Origin of the sequence: Blattabacterium sp. (Blattella germanica) str. Bge (assembly GCF_000022605.2) — a bacterium.
Lineage (GTDB): Bacteria > Bacteroidota > Bacteroidia > Flavobacteriales > Blattabacteriaceae > Blattabacterium.
The window spans coordinates 497,141-513,264 of record NC_013454.1 but is presented as its reverse complement, the minus strand read 5'-3'; the positions used below and the strand labels follow the sequence as shown (position 1 = coordinate 513,264).

The window sequence follows — 16,124 nt, the reverse complement described above, 5'->3', positions numbered from 1 at the left end:
TAAAAATTATTCACAATTATCCATAAATTCTTCTAATTTAGAAACCATTCCTATAGGCCCACATACAAATGGAGTTCTTTGATGCAATTTTTTAGGTTCTATATCTAAAATACGTTTTTTTCCATCAGAAGCCTTTCCTCCAGCTTGTTCTGCTAAAAAAGCCATAGGATTGCATTCATAAAGTAATCTTAATTTTCCTTCTGGAGAAGAAGCGGTTTTAGGATAAATATATATTCCTCCTTGTATCATATTTCTGTGAAAGTCACCGACCAAAGATCCAATATATCTTGCCGTATAAGGACGATTTTCTTTTTTTTCTTGGCAATATCTTATAAATTTCCTAATGGAATTAGGAAATTTCGCATAATTTCCTTCATTAATAGAATAAATTTTTTCTTTTTTAGGAAATCTAAGATTAGAATGAGATAGATAAAAAGTTCCAACTGAAGGATCTAAAGTAAATCCATATACTCCATTCCCTGTAGTGAACACCAATATAGTAGAAGATCCATAAATGATATATCCTGCAAGAATTTGTTGATTTCCTTTTTGCAAAAAATCTTCTATTGTTACATCCATTTGAATAGGAGACTTTTTCATGTATACGGAAAAGATAGTTCCTATAGATACATTTACATCTATATTAGAAGATCCATCAAGTGGATCTATTAAAACAATATATTGATTTTGTAAAGGATTTTCTTTTTTACTATTTATCACTATAAAATCTTTACTTTCTTCGGAAGCTATTCCACAAACTACATTTCTGCTTTTAAAAGATTCAATAAAAGCTCTGTGAGCAAAATCATCCAATTTTTGTTGATTTTCTCCTTGAATATTAGTTACTCCAGAGCTGCCTATAATTTCTTCAGTTAAACCGGCTTTGTTAACTTCTTTATGAATTGCCTTAGAAGCCAATTTTATAGAACTAAATAATCGTAATAAAGACTCAATGGAACATGAAAAACAATCTCTATTTTCTATAATAAACTCTCCTAATGTATACATACATGTATCAGGAAATACAATACTTTATTTCCATAAAGATCAGATTTTTTTTCAAAACAAAATAATAATAATGTATACATTTTTATTTGCATAAAAATAGATAAAAAAAGTTATTAAAAATTTTTTTATTTTTATTAAATTTTATTATTTAATGAGAATTCTACAAATATCATTTGTATTATTGTGGCGTGCATGGTTTTTGATTATCAACATATTTTTAATTCCATTCTGGGCAGGAGTTTCTATTCCATTTCTTTTTAAAGATAAATATTATCCCATTGCATATTGGTTTCATCAAATGTGGGCTAGAAGTAATCTATTTCTCATGGGTTTTTGGTATGTATTAGAAAAAGATGAAGAAATATTAGATAAAAACAAACAATACGTAATTATCAGCAATCATACCTCTATCATGGATATTATGTTAATTTATTCTTTAATGAGAAATCATCCTCTAGTTTTTGTAGGAAAAGCGGAATTAGCTAAACTTCCATTTTTTGGTTTTGTTTACAAAAAAAGTAATATTCTTATAGATAGAAAAAATTTGTCGAGTTGTATACAAGTTTTTAAAAAAATACAGGATAAAGTAGATTCTGGAAAAAGTGTTTGTATTTTTCCAGAAGGAGGGGTTCCTAAACCATCTGTTTTTTTAGATCATTTTAAGAATGGAGCTTTTTTTATAGCTATAATCAAAAAAATATCTATTATTCCTTTTACTATAGCTGACATAAAAACAAAATTTCCTAGTTTTTCTATTATGAAAGGAGGACCAGGAAAAATAAGAATCAAGCAACATCATTCTATATCAACAAAAAACTTATCCTTAAAGGATAAAAATGATTTGAAAAAAAAATGTTTCAATTTGATAAAACATCAATTAGAAAAATTTGAACGTGAAAAAGTAAATCAATCAAAATTTTAATATGAATTATTCGTGAATCAAAAAATTCATATTTACACTGACGGTTCTTCAAAAGGAAATCCTGGACCAGGAGGATACGGAATTTTCATAGAAACAACTATTGGAAATTCTTATAATAGAAAAATAATTTCAGAAGGATTTCGTTATACAACGAATAATCGTATGGAACTATTAGCAGTCATTGTAGGATTAGAAAAAATAGAAAAAAGAAAACAAAATATTGTAGTTTTTACTGATTCTAAATATATAGTAAATACGATTCAAAATAACTGGATTCATCAATGGAAAAAGAATAACTTTTTTCAAAAGAAAAATGTAGATCTGTGGAAGAGATTTTTAAAGATATATAACAAAAATATAATTGATTTTCAATGGATTAAATCTCATAACAATCATTATATTAATGATTATTGTGATAGATTATCTGTAGAAGCTTCTAAAAGAAAAATTCTTAAAATAGATTATATATATGAAAAGCAAAATAAGTCTTTATAAATTGAAGTTATAATTTCTCTGCCTAATAATCTCATATATTATTATAGACATAGCATGACTGACATTTAATGAATCCACATTTCCAAACATGGGAATAGTTATAATTTTGTTTGCTATATTAAACCAAATATTAGATATTCCTTTATTTTCAGAACCAAAAATAATAGCTAAATTTGAATAATTTAGTTTAGTTTTATATAAATTTTTCGCTTTTTGATGATTATAAAATCCTGTTCCCACAATTTTAACTTTGTTTTCTTGCAGCCAAGAAATAATTGATCCCATTTTTTCTATGAAAATCTTTCTTGTAAAAACACTTCCCAAACTGCACCTGATAACATTAGAGTTATAAATATGAGTTTTCATATTACATAATATAATAATATGAATCCCTGCAGCATCAGCTGTTCTTAACATAGCTCCTATGTTTCCAGGTTTTTCGATTCCATCTAATATAAGAATTAAAGAATTATTAGTTATTTTTTCATTTATTAGTTTATCAATAATAGATTTTTCTCTAAAAAAAGCAATAATTCCTCCTGAATTTTCTCTGTATGCTAATTTTCTAAAGATTTTCATACTGATCAAACAAGTCATAGTATGATATGATTTAATCATATCATACTCATGGAATATTTTTTCACATATAAATATTTTTTGGGGTAAAAAATTACCTTCTATAGCCATTTCAAATTCTTTTACTCCTTCTACAAGAAATCCATTCGGATAATTTTTTTTTTTATAAACTTTTATTAAATCTTTAATTTCTGTATTTTGTAGACTGTGTATTTTTTTCATTTTGTATAATGAATTATGAAATTTACAAAAAACACGATGATATAGCGTATATGAAACTGGCTATAGAACAATCTAAATTATCTTTTTGTAAAAAAAAAAAAGTCGGAGCTGTTATAGTTCAAAAGAATCAAATCATATCTTGTGGATATAATAGAACTCCAAGTGGATTTGATAATATATGTGAAGAAAAAAATGGAGTAACTAAATGGTATGTGATCCATGCAGAAGAAAATGCAATATTAAAACTTTCTTCTTCATCCTTATCTTGTAAAGGAGCTTCTATATACGTTACACATTTTCCATGTCAAGAATGTTGTAAATTAATTTATCAATCTACTATCAGAAGAGTCATCTATTTACACGAGTATACGAAAAACGATCAAGGAATGGTTTTTTTGAAGAAATTGAAAATAAAAATAGAAAAATTAAACCCAGGTGGCGAAATTGGTATACGCGCTGGACTCAAAATCCAGTGATTTTACATCATGCGGGTTCGAATCCCGCCCTGGGTACTTTATTTGAATGGTTCCTTGAAAATGTTAATTAGAATAAAAAATATCTTTGAGCTAGTGGTAAAATATCAGAAGGATTAGAAATAATCTTTTCTCCGTTTATATAAACATTATAGGTTTTTGGTTCTACTTCTAAGTTTGGAGTTTTTTCATTTAATACCATGTCTTTTTTAGATAAAGAACGACATCCTTTTACTATTTTTATTTGTTTTTTAATTTCATTTTTTTCAAAAAAACCATGATTGATAGCACACGCTGAAACAAAAAGACAGCTCAATTTAGGTTCAAAATAACCAAACATTTTTCTATACATGAATGGTTGAGGTGTAGGAATGGTCGCATTAGGATCACCCATACTAGCGTATACAATCATTCCGCTTTTTATGACTAATTCTGGTTTGACTCCAAAAAAAGAGGGTTTCCACAATACTAAATCTCCCATTTTTCCAATGTTTATAGAACCTACATATTCTGATATTCCATGTGTAATAGCAGGATTTATGGTATATTTAGAAATATATCTTTTTACTCTGAAATTATCATTTTTTGGATTGTCCTCATTCAGATATCCTCTTTGTTTTTTCATCTTATCAGCTGTTTGCCAAGTCCGTTTCACTATTTCTCCTATTCTCCCCATAGCTTGGGAATCAGAACTCGTCATACTAATAGCACCCATATCATGTAAAACTCCTTCGGCACTAATAGTTTCAGATCTGATACGCGATTTAGCAAAAGCAATATCTTCTGGCAAATTACAATCTAAATGATGACAAATCATTAACATATCTAAATGTTCATCTATGGTATTGCTAGTGTAAGGCATAGTAGGACTTGTAGATGAAGGTAAGATATTAGAAAAGGATATAACTTTCAATAAATCAGGGGCATGTCCTCCACCAGCTCCTTCTGTATGATAAGTGTGAATCGTTCTTCCTTTAAACGTTTTTAACGTATCCTCTATATAGCCTGATTCATTTAGTGAATCCGTATGGATATTGACTTGTACGTCTAATTTTTCAGAAACATTTAAACATTGATCTATAACATAAGGAGTACTTCCCCAATCTTCATGGATTTTTAATCCTCCTGCACCTGCTTCTATTTGTTCAATTAAAGCTTCAGGATGAGAACTGTTTCCACTAGCAAGAAAAATAAAATTGATAGGAATATGATCTGTACTTTTTAACATTCTTTGAATATTCCATACCCCAGAAGTACAATTCGTGGCTATAGTTCCAGTTGCTGGACCTGATCCTCCCCCGATAATAGTAGTTGTTCCATTTTCTAACGCCACTTCAAATAATTGTGGGCATATGTAATGAACATGACTATCTACACTTCCCGCTGTTACAATTAGATTTTCAGAAGAGATAACTTCTGTTCCTGCTCCAATATACATATTTGGAGTAACACCATCCATAAAATATGGATTTCCAGCTTTTCCTATTCCAACGATAATTCCATTTTTTATTCCAATATCTGCTTTTACAATTCCCCAATGATCAACAATGATAGCGTTAGTCAATACTAAATCCAAAATTCCTTCATTTTTTGTAGCAAATGGATGCTGCCCCATTCCATCTCTAATGACTTTTCCTCCTCCAAAAACACATTCATCTCCATAAATAGTATAATCTTTTTCTATTTCAATCCATAAAGATGTATCTCCTAAACGAATTCTATCCCCTTTTGTAGGCCCATACATACTTGCATAAGATTCTCTGTCTATTTTTTTCATATTGTTGTATTTTCTTTTCCTGAAAATCCATAAATTTTTTTGCTTCCTCCTATTTCTACTAATATGACTTTTTTGGTTTCTCCTGGCTCAAAACGGACAGATCTTCCAGAAGGAATATCCAGTCTATATCCTTTAGTTCCTTCTCTATCAAAAAGAAGAGCAGGATTCGTTTCATAAAAATGAAAATGAGATCCTATTTGAATAGGACGAGTTCCAGTATTAGATACTACTCTTTCTATACGAGGTCTTCCAGGTAATAAAATAATATCTTCTTCAAGAAGATCATATTGACCTGGAATTAGATTAGAGTTTTCTTTTCTATTTTTTTTAATAGGATTGTGTATAGTAACTAATTTTGTCCCATCAGGAAAAGTTGCCTCTATTTGAACATTATTAAGTAATTCATATACTCCATCCATAACTTGTTCATCATTCAGAATATTTCCAGCTTCATACATAAGTTCTTTTACCGTTTTTCCATCACGTGCTCCTTCCATGACATAATGAGTGATTAAAGCTAAAGATTCAGGATAATTTAATTTTAATCCTCTTTTTAAACGTTTTTTCGCCAATTCTCCAGCCATATGCAGAAGAATTTTTTCCTTTTCATAAGAAGTTAAATGCATACTTTCTTTAAGTTATTTTTATTCATAAACATAATATCGTTGCAACATTTAAAGTTATGAAATATTATAATAATTTTTTCCTTATTATGAAATTTTAAAAATAAAATAAAGAAAAAAATGAATAAAATTATATTGCCTTCAATATTTTCAATTTTATTAAGGTTGAAATATTAAGTTTATGAAAATATTATTGAATGATTTTTTATTCATAATTCACATTATACCAACAAACTTCTTCAGAATCTAATTCTATTAATTTTCTGTGAAAAAAATAAAACAAGTACGTCTCCGTAAATTATCATTATTTTTGTTATCATCTTTAATAATGGGAAAATTGTTTTAAACAAATAATTAAAAAATGCAAGTTTTAAAATTTGGGGGAAGTTCCGTAGCTCATTCTGATGCTATCAAACGTATTTGTTCTTTATTAGAAAAAAAACCAAAAGGAAGATATGCCATTGTTGTATCTGCATTAGGAAATATTACGGACCAATTAATACAATGTGGTCAATTAGCTTCTGAAAGAAAAAATGTTTATAAAAATATATTAGAAGAAATAGAAATTCGTCATCTAAATATTATCAGAGAATTGTTTCCAATTACTTATCAAAGTCATTTAATTAGTTGGATTAAGAAAAATATAAATGATTTAGAAAGTTTGTGTGATGGAATTTTTCAAGTAGAAGAACTTTCAAAACGTTCTTTAGATAAAATCATGAGTTTTGGAGAACTCAGTTCTTCTTTTTTGATTGCGGAAAAATTAAAACAATCTGGATTAGATGCTATTTGTAAAGATAGTCGGGATTTAATTATCACTGATTCCCAATTTGGATGTGCACAAGTGGATTTTATAACAAGCAATCACCATATTCTTCAGTTCTTCAGAGAAAAAACATCAGAATATGTTGTATTACCAGGTTTTATTGGTTGTACTTTGGAAAACGAAACGACTACTCTTGGGAGAGGAGGGTCTGACTATACTGCGGCTATCTTAGCAGCAGCTATATCGGCTAGTTTGCTTGAGATATGGACGGATGTAAGTGGAATGATGACTGCTAATCCAAAAATTGTTAATCAAGCTTTTCCTATTAAGGAAATTTCTTATGAAGAAGCAATGGAACTATCGCATTTTGGAGCAAAAGTCATTTATCCTCCAACGATACAACCTGCCATGAAAAAACATATTCCTATACAAATTAAAAATACTTTTTCTCCTTTAGATACAGGAACTTTAATTTACATTAGCAAAAACACAAATATCAGCCAACCTGTAACGGGAATATCTGGAATACAAAACATGGCTTTACTTACTCTTGAAGGAAGTGGAATGGTAGGAATTCCTGGATATTCCAAACGTTTGTTCGAAGCGTTGTCACGTGAAAAAATAAATGTAATATTTATAACTCAAAGTTCTTCAGAACATTCTATTACCACAGGAATTCATGAAATGGATGTGATCAAAGCAAAAGCTGTAATAGACAGTGAATTTGCTCAAGAAATACATCAAAGACGTATTGATCCATTAAGAATAGAAAAAGATCTTTGCATTATTGCTGTCGTAGGAGATAATATGAAAAATCTTCATGGAACCAGCGGAAAAATGTTTGCTTCTTTAGGAAGAAACAGTATTAATGTTAGAGCTATTGCACAAGGTTCTACTGAAAAAAACATATCAGCAGTTATTAGAAAAGCTGATTTTAAAAAAGCATTAAATACTTTACATGAAGCTTTTTTTGAAAGTCCACCAAAACAAATTAATCTTTTTATTTGTGGAGTAGGAAAAGTAGGAAGCAAATTGCTTGAACAGATAGATCAACAACAAAATTATCTATTGGAAGAATTAAAACTTCAAGTTAGGGTAATAGGATTAGCTAACAGCAAAAGAATGTATTTTAATGATCATGGAATCAATTTAGGACATTGGGAAAAACATCTCCACCAAGATGGTCATAAAATGAACATATATTCTTTCATGGAGGAAGTATGGAAATTCAACCTAAGAAATAGTTTATTTGTTGATAATACAGCTAGTGAAGAAATGGCTATGACCTATGATAAATTTTTGAAGAATGGAATTGGTGTTATTACCTGTAATAAGATAGCTTGTTCTTCTGATTATGATCATTATAAAAGATTAAAAACACTTTCTAGACATTTCAAAGCTCCTTTTTTATTTGAAACCAATGTAGGAGCCAGTCTTCCGGTCATTAGCACCCTCAATGATCTTATCAATAGTGGAGACAAAATCAATAAGATAGAAGCTGTTTTATCAGGAAGTTTGAATTTTATATTCAATCATTTTACAGGAATCAAATCCTTTTTAGAAATTGTCAAAGAAGCTCAACTTAAAGGATACACAGAACCTGACCCTCGTATTGATTTAAGTGGATTAGATGTCATGCGAAAAATACTTATTTTAGCAAGAGAATGTGGTTCTCCATTAGAACTGAGTGATATTCATCAGAAATCTTTTCTTCCTGAATCTTGTTCAAGATCCACTTCTATAGATAATTTTTATCAAGAATTAGATAAATACAGAGATTACTTTTTTAAAATTAGAAATGAAGCAGAAAAAGATAAAAAACGTTTGCGTTTTATTGCTCGTTATGAAAATGGAGTCCCTTCTGTAGGTTTAGAATCCATTAAACAAAGTCATCCATTTTTTCAATTAGAAGGAAAAGACAATATGGTTTTATATAATACATATCGTTATGCTGAACAACCTCTTATCATAAAAGGAGCAGGTGCCGGAGCAGAAGTTACTGCATCTGGAGTTTTTTCAGATATTATTAAAGCTACTAAATAATGAAGGGTATTAAAATATTTTCCCCAGCTACTGTTGCTAATTTAGCTTGTGGTTTTGATGTTATTGGATTAGCTTTAGATTTTCCAAAAGATGAAATTTTTTTATATAAATCTAATAAACCAGGAATACGTATTAATAGAATACATGGATCATCGTTGCCGAGCGATCCAAAAAAAAATGTAGCTTTTGTAGCTTTACAGTTTTTATTAAAAAAATATCAACAAATAAAAGAAAAAAAAATAGGATTCGAAATAGAATTAATTAAAAATATACATCCTGGAAGTGGAATAGGATCCAGTGCAGCTAGTTCAGCGGGAGTCGTTTATGGCGCTAATATTCTATTAGGAAACCCGTTTAGTACCATACAGTTAATCCGTTTTGCTATGGAAGGAGAACGTGTTGCAAGTGGAACCGCTCATGCGGATAATGTAGCTCCTGCTATAATGGGTGGGTTGACTTTGGTTAGAAGCTATAAACCTTTGGATATTACAAGGTTACATACTCCAAATGAATTATGGGTTAGCATTATTCATCCACAAATTGAAATCAAAACGTCGGATGCGAGAGAAATTCTAAAACAAAAAATATTAATGACAGATGCGATTCGACAGTGGGGGAACATAGGGGCATTAGTTTCTGGTTTATACCAAGAAGATTATGGGTTAATAAGTAGATCCCTGGAAGATGTAATTGTTGAGCCTATACGAGCTATGCTCATTCCAGCTTTTTATGAATTAAAGATTAGATGTAAAGAAATAGGGGCTTTAGGTGGAGGGATTTCTGGTTCAGGCCCCTCTGTTTTTATGTTAAGCAAAGGAAACCATACTGCGAAAAAAGTTACTGAAGTCATGAATTGTGTTTACTCTCCATTAAAAGTTGATTATAAAACTTATACTTCTCCTATTAATCAACAAGGAGTCAAGTGGTCTCAAATTCTTTGAAAAAGGATAATTAAAAATAATTTTATGTTGTATCATAGTTTAAAAAATCATAAAAATTTAGTTTCTTTTGAAGATGCTGTTTTAAGAGGTTTAGCGCCAGATGGTGGATTATACATTCCTGTATCTATTCCTGTATTAGATCCTAAATTAATTCATAACCTTTCTAGTTATGATATTTATACAATTTCTATGACTGTTATCAAACCTTATATAGGAAAATCTATCCCAGAAGAATTTATCTATAATATTATTCATGATACTTTAAATTTTCCTTTTCCATTGCAAAAAATTCATGATAATATTCACGTATTAGAGCTTTTTCATGGTCCAACTTTAGCTTTTAAAGATGTAGGCGCTAAATTTATGGCAGAATGTTTGAGTTTTTTTTCAAAAAAAATAGGAAAAGATGTAACAGTTTTAGTCGCTACTTCAGGAGATACTGGTGGAGCTGTTGCTAAAGGGTTTCATAAAAAATCTGGAATAGAAGTAATCATTTTATATCCATATAATGGAATTAGTTCCTTACAAAAGGAACAAATTACTTCTTTGGGAAACAATGTATTAGCTATAGAAATTGATGGGAATTTTGATGATTGTCAAAAAATGGTAAAAAAAGCCTTTTTAGATGAGGAAATACAAAAAAAATATATATTAACTTCTGCGAATTCTATTAATGTAGCTAGATGGCTTCCTCAAATGTTCTATTATTTTTTAGCTTATAGACAAATCATAGAGGATCCGATAGAATTAATTTTTTCAGTTCCTAGTGGAAATTTTGGAAATATTTGTGCCGGAATAATGGCTGAAAAAATGGGCCTTCCCATCAAGTTTTTTATTGCCTCCACAAATGTAAATGATACCATTCCTAGGTTTTTGAAAACTGAAAAATATCATCCACTTCCAGTAAAAAAAACGATATCAAATGCTATGGATATATCTGATCCCAGCAACTTTTCTAGAATATGGCATTTGTACAAAAAAAATATGTCTCAATTAAGAAAAAAATTTTTTTCCTATCAATTTACGGACGAAGAAACTCTAGACATTATAGAGATGGTATGGAAAGAACACAAATATATGCTGGATCCACACGGAGCTATTGGTTATTTAGGACTTAGACAATATTTACAGACAGTAAAAAAAACTTCAGCTTCTACAGCTATTTTTTTAGAAACGGCTCATCCAATTAAATTTATAGATGATATGCCGTATTTTTTAAGAGAAAAAATTATTGTTCCTAAGGGACTAGAAACATTTTTAAGTGAAAAAAGAAAAAAACAAAAAATGTCCTTATCCAATGATTTTAATCTTTTTAAAGATTGGTTATTAGAAAGAAAATAAATCATATGGTTTAAATGGCTACATCTCCCTTGATATGAGGAAAAGGATTATAGTTTTTTAATTGAAAATCATCAAAACAAAATTCAAAAATGTTTTTGACTGAAGGATTCAGGATTATTTTTGGGAGTGGTCTTGGACTTCTTTTCATTTGCAATTTCACTTGTTGTATATGGTTATTATAGATATGAGCATCACCTATAATGTGTATAAGTTCTTTTTCCTTTAAATTAAGAATTTTAGCTAACATAGTGAGTAACAAGGCGTAAGACGCTATATTGAAAGGCAGTCCTATAAAAATGTCTGCACTTCTCTGATACAATAGCAACGATAATTTTTTTTCAGATACATAAAATTGAAAGAGCAAATGACAGGGGGGTAAAGCCATATTTTGAATCATTCCAACATTCCAAGAAGAAACAATCAAACGTCGTGAATTGGGATTAAATTTGATCTCTTCTATGAGATTAGCTATTTGATCAATGAAATGTCCATTATATGTAGGCCATTTTCTCCATTGCAATCCATAGATTGGCCCCAATTCTCCATTTTGATCAGCCCATTCATTCCATATGGATACTTGATGATCTTTTAAATATTGTATATTTGTGTCTCCTTTTAAAAACCATAATAATTCATAAATAATAGATCGTATATTTAATTTTTTTGTGGTCAAAAGAGGAAATCCTTTTTCTAAATTAAATCTCATTTGATGGCCAAATATACTGATTGTCCCTATTCCAGTACGATCTTTTCTTTTTATTCCGTTTTTTAATACGTTTTTTAATAGATTTAAGTATTGTTTCATAATCCCCAATATGAGTAAATGATTTCTTTTTTTAATTTAATTATAAGAGTATTTTTGCATAAAAAAATATAACTATGAATCAAAAGGTTCTTTTCTTTTCTACAAGAAGTGGGTTAAAATTATCAAAAAATATAGCTTCTTGTTATGGAACTTTTCTTGGTAAAATACGATTTTTAGAATTTAGTGATGGAGAATATACTCCTTGTTTTGAAGAATCTGTTCGTGGATCTCAAGTTTTTTTGATTGGTTCTACTTTTCCCCCAGTAGATAACTTAATGGAATTGCTATTAATGAGTGATGCCGCTCGCAGAGCTTCCGCTCATAATATAACACTTGTTATTCCATATTTTGGATGGGCGAGACAAGATCACAAGGATAAACCTAGAACTCCTATTGCTGCAAAACTTATAGCAAATTTGATGGTCGCTTCAGGAGCTACTAGAGTGATGACCATGGATTTGCATGCAGATCAAATTCAGGGATTTTTCGATATTCCTGTAGATCATTTGTATGCGTCTAGAATATTCATTGATTATATTAAAAAATTAAACATAGATCAATTAACTATTGCCTCTCCAGATATGGGTGGAGCTAAAAGAGCTAGAAGTTATGCTGGTTATTTGGGAACAGATGTAGTAATTTGTTATAAAGAAAGAAAAAAAGCAAATGAGATTGAATTTATGAATCTTATAGGAAATGTTAAAGGAAAAAATATTATACTTATAGATGATATGGTAGACACTGCTGGGACTTTAACAGAAGCTGCCAACTTAATCAAAAAACAAGGAGCTAAAAGTGTACGAGCTATTGCTACTCATCCAGTTTTATCAGGAAATTCATACGAAAAAATAAATCAATCAGCACTAGAAGAATTGGTAGTTACAGATACTATTCCTATAAACACAATCAAATTCAATGATAAAATAAAAGTTTTATCTTGCGCTTCACTTTTTGCTGAAGTCATGCAATCAGTACATAACGATGAATCTATCAGTAATAAATTCATAATATGAAATATGTAAATATATACGGTCAAAAAAGAAATGTAGGAAAAAAAGCTGTTCGTTCTATTCGACTTTCTGGAAAAATACCATGTATTTTATATGGAAAAAATATCAATATTCCATTTTTAACTTCATTAGAAAGTTTAAAAAAAATAGTCTACACAACGGAGGTGTATGGAGTAATTGTTCAAATAGAGGGATATAATAAAAATATAAATGCAGTTCAAAAAGAAATACAATTTGATCCGATTAGTGACAAAATATTGCATGTAGATTTTTTTCAAATTGATGAATCAAAGCCTCTTGTCTTAGAAATTCCTGTAATACCTTTTGGAAGACCTATTGGAGTTTCTAAAGGCGGAGAATACTATTCTCCAATTAGAAAACTAAAAATAAAAGCTTTTCCATCTAATATCCCAGAATATATCAAATTAAATATTAGTTCTTTAGATATAGGAGATAGAATAACAGTAGAAGATCTCTATCAAGATCAATATGTTATATTGAATCCTTCTCATACACTTATAGCAAGAGTAAAAAACTCACGCATAAATATTAAAAGTTCTCAAGAAGAAAATCAAGAAGAGAAAAAAGAAGAGAAAAAAGAAGAGAAAAAAGAAGAGAAAAAAAGTAAAAAATAAATAATGTCTTTTAATAAAAGATTTTTTTTATGAAAATAGCTTTAAAAGAAGCTTTTATTGCTTTTCATAAAAATGAAGTTCCTATAGGAGCTGCTATAACATATGAAGATGTAGTTATAGCAAAAGCTCACAATTTAACTGAAACTTTCAGCAACATCACCGCACATGCAGAAATGTTGGTAATCAACTTAGCTTCTAATTATTTGAGAAATAAATACATAAAAAAATGCACTTTGTATGTCACTCTAGAACCATGTATAATGTGTGCAGGGGCTTTATTTTTGTCTCAAATAGGAAGAGTTGTTTGTGGGGCCCCCAATAATTCTATAAGAGGATTTTCGTATTCTGGTATTAAACTACATCCCAAAACTAAATTTGTATCTGGAATTATGAAAAATCAGTGTAAAGCTCTGATTCAAAAATTCTTTTTTTTTAAAAGAATTCAAAAACATCAAAAAAATCTAAAAATTAGATAAGTGCTTTTTTCTTTATTCTGAGTTTTACAATAATCGGCAAAGTAGTAGTGAATACGATTAATAAAATTATCCATTCAAGATGATTTTTTAATTCAGGAAAACTTTTATCTAGATAATGTCCAGCTAACATAATAGAAAAAGTCCAAGCAAGGGCTCCAATAACATTATATATCATAAATTTTTTAAAATCAATGCGGATTGCACCTGCTACAATAGGAGCAAAAGAACGAAACATTGGAAGAAAACGACTCATAATCAATGCCGTTGTTTTGTATTTGTTATAAAACAATTTTGCTAGAATGAGATGTTTTTTCTTAAAAAAAAAGGAATCCTTTTTTTTATATAATAATTGACCGGATTTATATCCTAACCAATATCCTTGTATATTTCCAAGAGTCGCTACACCCGCTACAATTAAAATAATTACAAAAAAAGGGACATCATAAAAATTTCTGCATAAGTCCTCTCCAAAAATTCCAGCAGTAAATAACAAAGAATCTCCGGGTAAGAAGAATCCAATAAAAAATCCTGTTTCTGCAAACACTATTGCTAATAGAATAAACAAAGCTGTATTTCCAAAATATAAAAATATCCATCTAGGATTGAATAGATGCTGAAAAAAATCCCAAAAATCAGACATTCTACAAATATGAGAAACAAAATTCAATATTTCCATTTTCTATAAAGAAAAAAAATTAAAAAATATTTATTTTCATACTCAAAAATATGTTTCTATGGAGTATTTATTCAAATTTATTAATATTTTAGGATGGATTCCTAATATATTTTTTTTTATAGTAGGTTTACTATTTATAATTTTTTGGTTATACCAAATATTTCATTTTATTGATTAATAAAAAATTAGTTAATTTTGTTGAGTTAAGCCAAATGCATGCGAATGAAAAATAGTGATAGGGGGGGATTCATATACTTTGATGAAAAAGCTTATGAAATACTGAAAAATTATCTCCTTAACCAAATAGATTCCCCAAAAAATACATTTATTTTGGTGGATGAAAAAACCCATAAATATTGTATTCCCATTCTTATTTCTCATATAGATTTTTTGAAAGAATCTAATTTGATTCAGATTCAATCGGGAGAAAAAGAGAAAAATATTCATACATGCATTCAAATATGTAAAAAACTGGAGAAGTTTAAAGCAACTAGAAAAAGTTTAATCCTAAATTTAGGAGGAGGAGTTATAACAGATATAGGTGGATTTGTAGCTTCTATATTTAAACGAGGAATTCGTTTTGTGAATATTCCTACTACTTTGTTAGGAATGGTTGATGCTTCTGTAGGATACAAAACAGGTGTAAATTTAGATTCTATTAAAAATGAAATAGGATCTTTTTATATTCCAGAATTTTTAATCGTAGATACTCGTTTTTTGAAAACCCTTCCTGAGAAAGAAATTCTTTCTGGAATGGCTGAAATGTTTAAACATGGTTTAATAGCAGATAAAGATTTTTGGATCCATATGAATCAAATCAAAAATATAAATAACATCAATCAATGGGATCATTTAATTCGTCACTCTATATTAATCAAACAAAAAATTGTGGATAAAGATCCTAAAGAAAAAGGATTAAGAAAAATCCTTAATTTTGGACATACCATTGGGCATGCTTTAGAAAGTTATTTTATGAATACAGAGAAAGAAGTATTACATGGTATAGCTGTCATTATGGGAATAATCTGTGAATCTTGGATTTCTTACAAAATTAATGGGTTATCCATTTATGATTATAAAAATATCAAATCTACACTTTCTGGATTGTATCCAATGCAAAAAAAAATTTATGATTTATCTGATTCAGAAATCGAAAAAATCTTGATGATTATGGAATATGATAAAAAAAATGAAAAGAACAAAATTCAATTCTCTTTATTAAAAGAAATAGGAAAATGTTCTTATAATTGTGGAGTTCCACTTTCCTTGATCAAGGAAAGTTTTTGGAAATAAACATTTTTTTCTTAATTTATTAATATTCTTTATATTATAAAA

16 protein-coding genes and 1 tRNA gene are annotated in these 16,124 nt (G+C 28.9%); 11 read left to right on the top strand and 6 right to left on the bottom strand.

Features of this window, described 5'->3' with window-relative positions:
• Positions 1-6: 6 nt before the first annotated feature.
• Entirely contained in the window at positions 7-1,008 is a 1,002-nt protein-coding gene (gene fbp / locus BLBBGE_RS02515; protein WP_012841030.1) for a class 1 fructose-bisphosphatase, read from the bottom strand.
• Positions 1,009-1,159: 151 nt separating this feature from the next.
• Here fbp and BLBBGE_RS02510 point away from each other — a divergent pair, with 151 nt between their 5' ends.
• The gene (locus BLBBGE_RS02510; RefSeq protein ID WP_041936720.1) at positions 1,160-1,930 is read left to right on the top strand and encodes a lysophospholipid acyltransferase family protein; all 771 of its coding nucleotides are present in this window, start codon (positions 1,160-1,162) and stop codon (positions 1,928-1,930) included.
• Between the two features lie 12 nt (positions 1,931-1,942).
• Entirely contained in the window at positions 1,943-2,425 is a 483-nt protein-coding gene (locus tag BLBBGE_RS02505; protein ID WP_012841028.1) for a ribonuclease H, read from the top strand.
• On the opposite strand, the gene BLBBGE_RS02500 is transcribed toward BLBBGE_RS02505, so the two are convergent.
• A complete protein-coding gene (locus BLBBGE_RS02500; RefSeq protein ID WP_012841027.1) occupies positions 2,420-3,223 on the bottom strand; it encodes a TrmH family RNA methyltransferase in 804 nt (267 codons plus the stop codon). The two genes, BLBBGE_RS02505 and BLBBGE_RS02500, sit on opposite strands and share 6 nt — an antisense overlap.
• Positions 3,224-3,231: 8 nt before the next feature.
• Between BLBBGE_RS02500 and BLBBGE_RS03190 the strand changes: the two genes are divergently transcribed.
• Together BLBBGE_RS03190 and BLBBGE_RS02495 are read left to right on the top strand one after the other, a co-directional pair.
• Positions 3,232-3,699, top strand: a complete 468-nt coding sequence (locus BLBBGE_RS03190; protein WP_012841026.1) for a deaminase — start codon at positions 3,232-3,234, stop codon at positions 3,697-3,699.
• Positions 3,653-3,735 (top strand) — tRNA-Leu (locus BLBBGE_RS02495). Before BLBBGE_RS03190 ends, BLBBGE_RS02495 begins: the two co-directional genes overlap by 47 nt.
• 31 nt (positions 3,736-3,766) lie before the next feature.
• On the opposite strand, the gene ureC is transcribed toward BLBBGE_RS02495, so the two are convergent.
• Together ureC and BLBBGE_RS02485 are read right to left on the bottom strand one after the other, a co-directional pair.
• Positions 3,767-5,473 carry an urease subunit alpha gene (gene ureC / locus BLBBGE_RS02490; RefSeq protein ID WP_041936719.1) on the bottom strand — a complete coding sequence of 569 codons (1,707 nt, stop codon included), beginning with the start codon at positions 5,471-5,473 and terminating at the stop codon, positions 3,767-3,769.
• Entirely contained in the window at positions 5,470-6,099 is a 630-nt protein-coding gene (locus tag BLBBGE_RS02485; RefSeq protein ID WP_012841024.1) for an urease subunit gamma, read from the bottom strand. The genes ureC and BLBBGE_RS02485 overlap by 4 nt, the downstream gene beginning before the upstream one ends.
• Positions 6,100-6,457: 358 nt before the next feature.
• Here BLBBGE_RS02485 and thrA point away from each other — a divergent pair, with 358 nt between their 5' ends.
• From thrA to thrC, 3 genes are read left to right on the top strand one after another with little or no spacing between them, the layout of a single operon-like run.
• Positions 6,458-8,905, top strand: a complete 2,448-nt coding sequence (gene thrA / locus BLBBGE_RS02480; protein WP_012841023.1) for a bifunctional aspartate kinase/homoserine dehydrogenase I — start codon at positions 6,458-6,460, stop codon at positions 8,903-8,905.
• Positions 8,905-9,846, top strand: coding sequence for a homoserine kinase (locus BLBBGE_RS02475; RefSeq protein WP_012841022.1), 942 nt, complete (start codon positions 8,905-8,907; stop codon positions 9,844-9,846). The genes thrA and BLBBGE_RS02475 overlap by 1 nt, the downstream gene beginning before the upstream one ends.
• 24 nt (positions 9,847-9,870) lie before the next feature.
• Positions 9,871-11,187 carry a threonine synthase gene (gene thrC / locus BLBBGE_RS02470; protein WP_012841021.1) on the top strand — a complete coding sequence of 439 codons (1,317 nt, stop codon included), beginning with the start codon at positions 9,871-9,873 and terminating at the stop codon, positions 11,185-11,187.
• A gap of 10 nt (positions 11,188-11,197) precedes the next feature.
• Here thrC and BLBBGE_RS02465 read toward each other — a convergent pair whose 3' ends face one another.
• Complete coding sequence (locus BLBBGE_RS02465) at positions 11,198-11,992, bottom strand: thymidylate synthase (RefSeq protein WP_012841020.1); 795 nt, start codon at positions 11,990-11,992, stop codon at positions 11,198-11,200.
• A gap of 74 nt (positions 11,993-12,066) precedes the next feature.
• Here BLBBGE_RS02465 and BLBBGE_RS02460 point away from each other — a divergent pair, with 74 nt between their 5' ends.
• From BLBBGE_RS02460 to BLBBGE_RS02450, 3 genes are read left to right on the top strand one after another with little or no spacing between them, the layout of a single operon-like run.
• Entirely contained in the window at positions 12,067-13,005 is a 939-nt protein-coding gene (locus tag BLBBGE_RS02460; RefSeq protein ID WP_012841019.1) for a ribose-phosphate pyrophosphokinase, read from the top strand.
• Positions 13,002-13,637, top strand: a complete 636-nt coding sequence (locus BLBBGE_RS02455) for a 50S ribosomal protein L25 (protein WP_012841018.1) — start codon at positions 13,002-13,004, stop codon at positions 13,635-13,637. Before BLBBGE_RS02460 ends, BLBBGE_RS02455 begins: the two co-directional genes overlap by 4 nt.
• Before the next feature lie 29 nt (positions 13,638-13,666).
• On the top strand, positions 13,667-14,113 hold the full coding sequence (locus BLBBGE_RS02450) for a nucleoside deaminase (RefSeq protein ID WP_012841017.1): 447 nt from the start codon (positions 13,667-13,669) through the stop codon (positions 14,111-14,113).
• Here BLBBGE_RS02450 and BLBBGE_RS02445 read toward each other — a convergent pair.
• On the bottom strand, positions 14,106-14,753 hold the full coding sequence (locus BLBBGE_RS02445) for a VTT domain-containing protein (protein WP_041936797.1): 648 nt from the start codon (positions 14,751-14,753) through the stop codon (positions 14,106-14,108). The genes BLBBGE_RS02450 and BLBBGE_RS02445 overlap by 8 nt on opposite strands.
• Positions 14,754-15,011: 258 nt before the next feature.
• Here BLBBGE_RS02445 and aroB point away from each other — a divergent pair, with 258 nt between their 5' ends.
• Positions 15,012-16,082 carry a 3-dehydroquinate synthase gene (gene aroB / locus BLBBGE_RS02440; protein WP_012841015.1) on the top strand — a complete coding sequence of 357 codons (1,071 nt, stop codon included), beginning with the start codon at positions 15,012-15,014 and terminating at the stop codon, positions 16,080-16,082.
• Positions 16,083-16,124 lie beyond the last annotated feature (42 nt).

Bases quoted from the DNA above. Each gene is read 5' to 3' on its own strand.
- fbp (WP_012841030.1), bottom strand. From the start codon at position 1,008: ATGTATACATTAGGAGAGTTTATTATAGAAAATAGAGATTGTTTTTCA.
- BLBBGE_RS02510 (WP_041936720.1), top strand. From the start codon at position 1,160: ATGAGAATTCTACAAATATCATTTGTATTATTGTGGCGTGCATGGTTT.
- BLBBGE_RS02500 (WP_012841027.1), bottom strand. From the start codon at position 3,223: ATGAAAAAAATACACAGTCTACAAAATACAGAAATTAAAGATTTAATA.
- BLBBGE_RS03190 (WP_012841026.1), top strand. From the start codon at position 3,232: ATGAATTATGAAATTTACAAAAAACACGATGATATAGCGTATATGAAA.
- ureC (WP_041936719.1), bottom strand. From the start codon at position 5,473: ATGAAAAAAATAGACAGAGAATCTTATGCAAGTATGTATGGGCCTACA.
- BLBBGE_RS02485 (WP_012841024.1), bottom strand. From the start codon at position 6,099: ATGCATTTAACTTCTTATGAAAAGGAAAAAATTCTTCTGCATATGGCT.
- thrA (WP_012841023.1), top strand. From the start codon at position 6,458: ATGCAAGTTTTAAAATTTGGGGGAAGTTCCGTAGCTCATTCTGATGCT.
- BLBBGE_RS02475 (WP_012841022.1), top strand. From the start codon at position 8,905: ATGAAGGGTATTAAAATATTTTCCCCAGCTACTGTTGCTAATTTAGCT.
- thrC (WP_012841021.1), top strand. From the start codon at position 9,871: ATGTTGTATCATAGTTTAAAAAATCATAAAAATTTAGTTTCTTTTGAA.
- BLBBGE_RS02465 (WP_012841020.1), bottom strand. From the start codon at position 11,992: ATGAAACAATACTTAAATCTATTAAAAAACGTATTAAAAAACGGAATA.
- BLBBGE_RS02460 (WP_012841019.1), top strand. From the start codon at position 12,067: ATGAATCAAAAGGTTCTTTTCTTTTCTACAAGAAGTGGGTTAAAATTA.
- BLBBGE_RS02455 (WP_012841018.1), top strand. From the start codon at position 13,002: ATGAAATATGTAAATATATACGGTCAAAAAAGAAATGTAGGAAAAAAA.
- BLBBGE_RS02450 (WP_012841017.1), top strand. From the start codon at position 13,667: ATGAAAATAGCTTTAAAAGAAGCTTTTATTGCTTTTCATAAAAATGAA.
- BLBBGE_RS02445 (WP_041936797.1), bottom strand. From the start codon at position 14,753: ATGTCTGATTTTTGGGATTTTTTTCAGCATCTATTCAATCCTAGATGG.
- aroB (WP_012841015.1), top strand. From the start codon at position 15,012: ATGAAAAATAGTGATAGGGGGGGATTCATATACTTTGATGAAAAAGCT.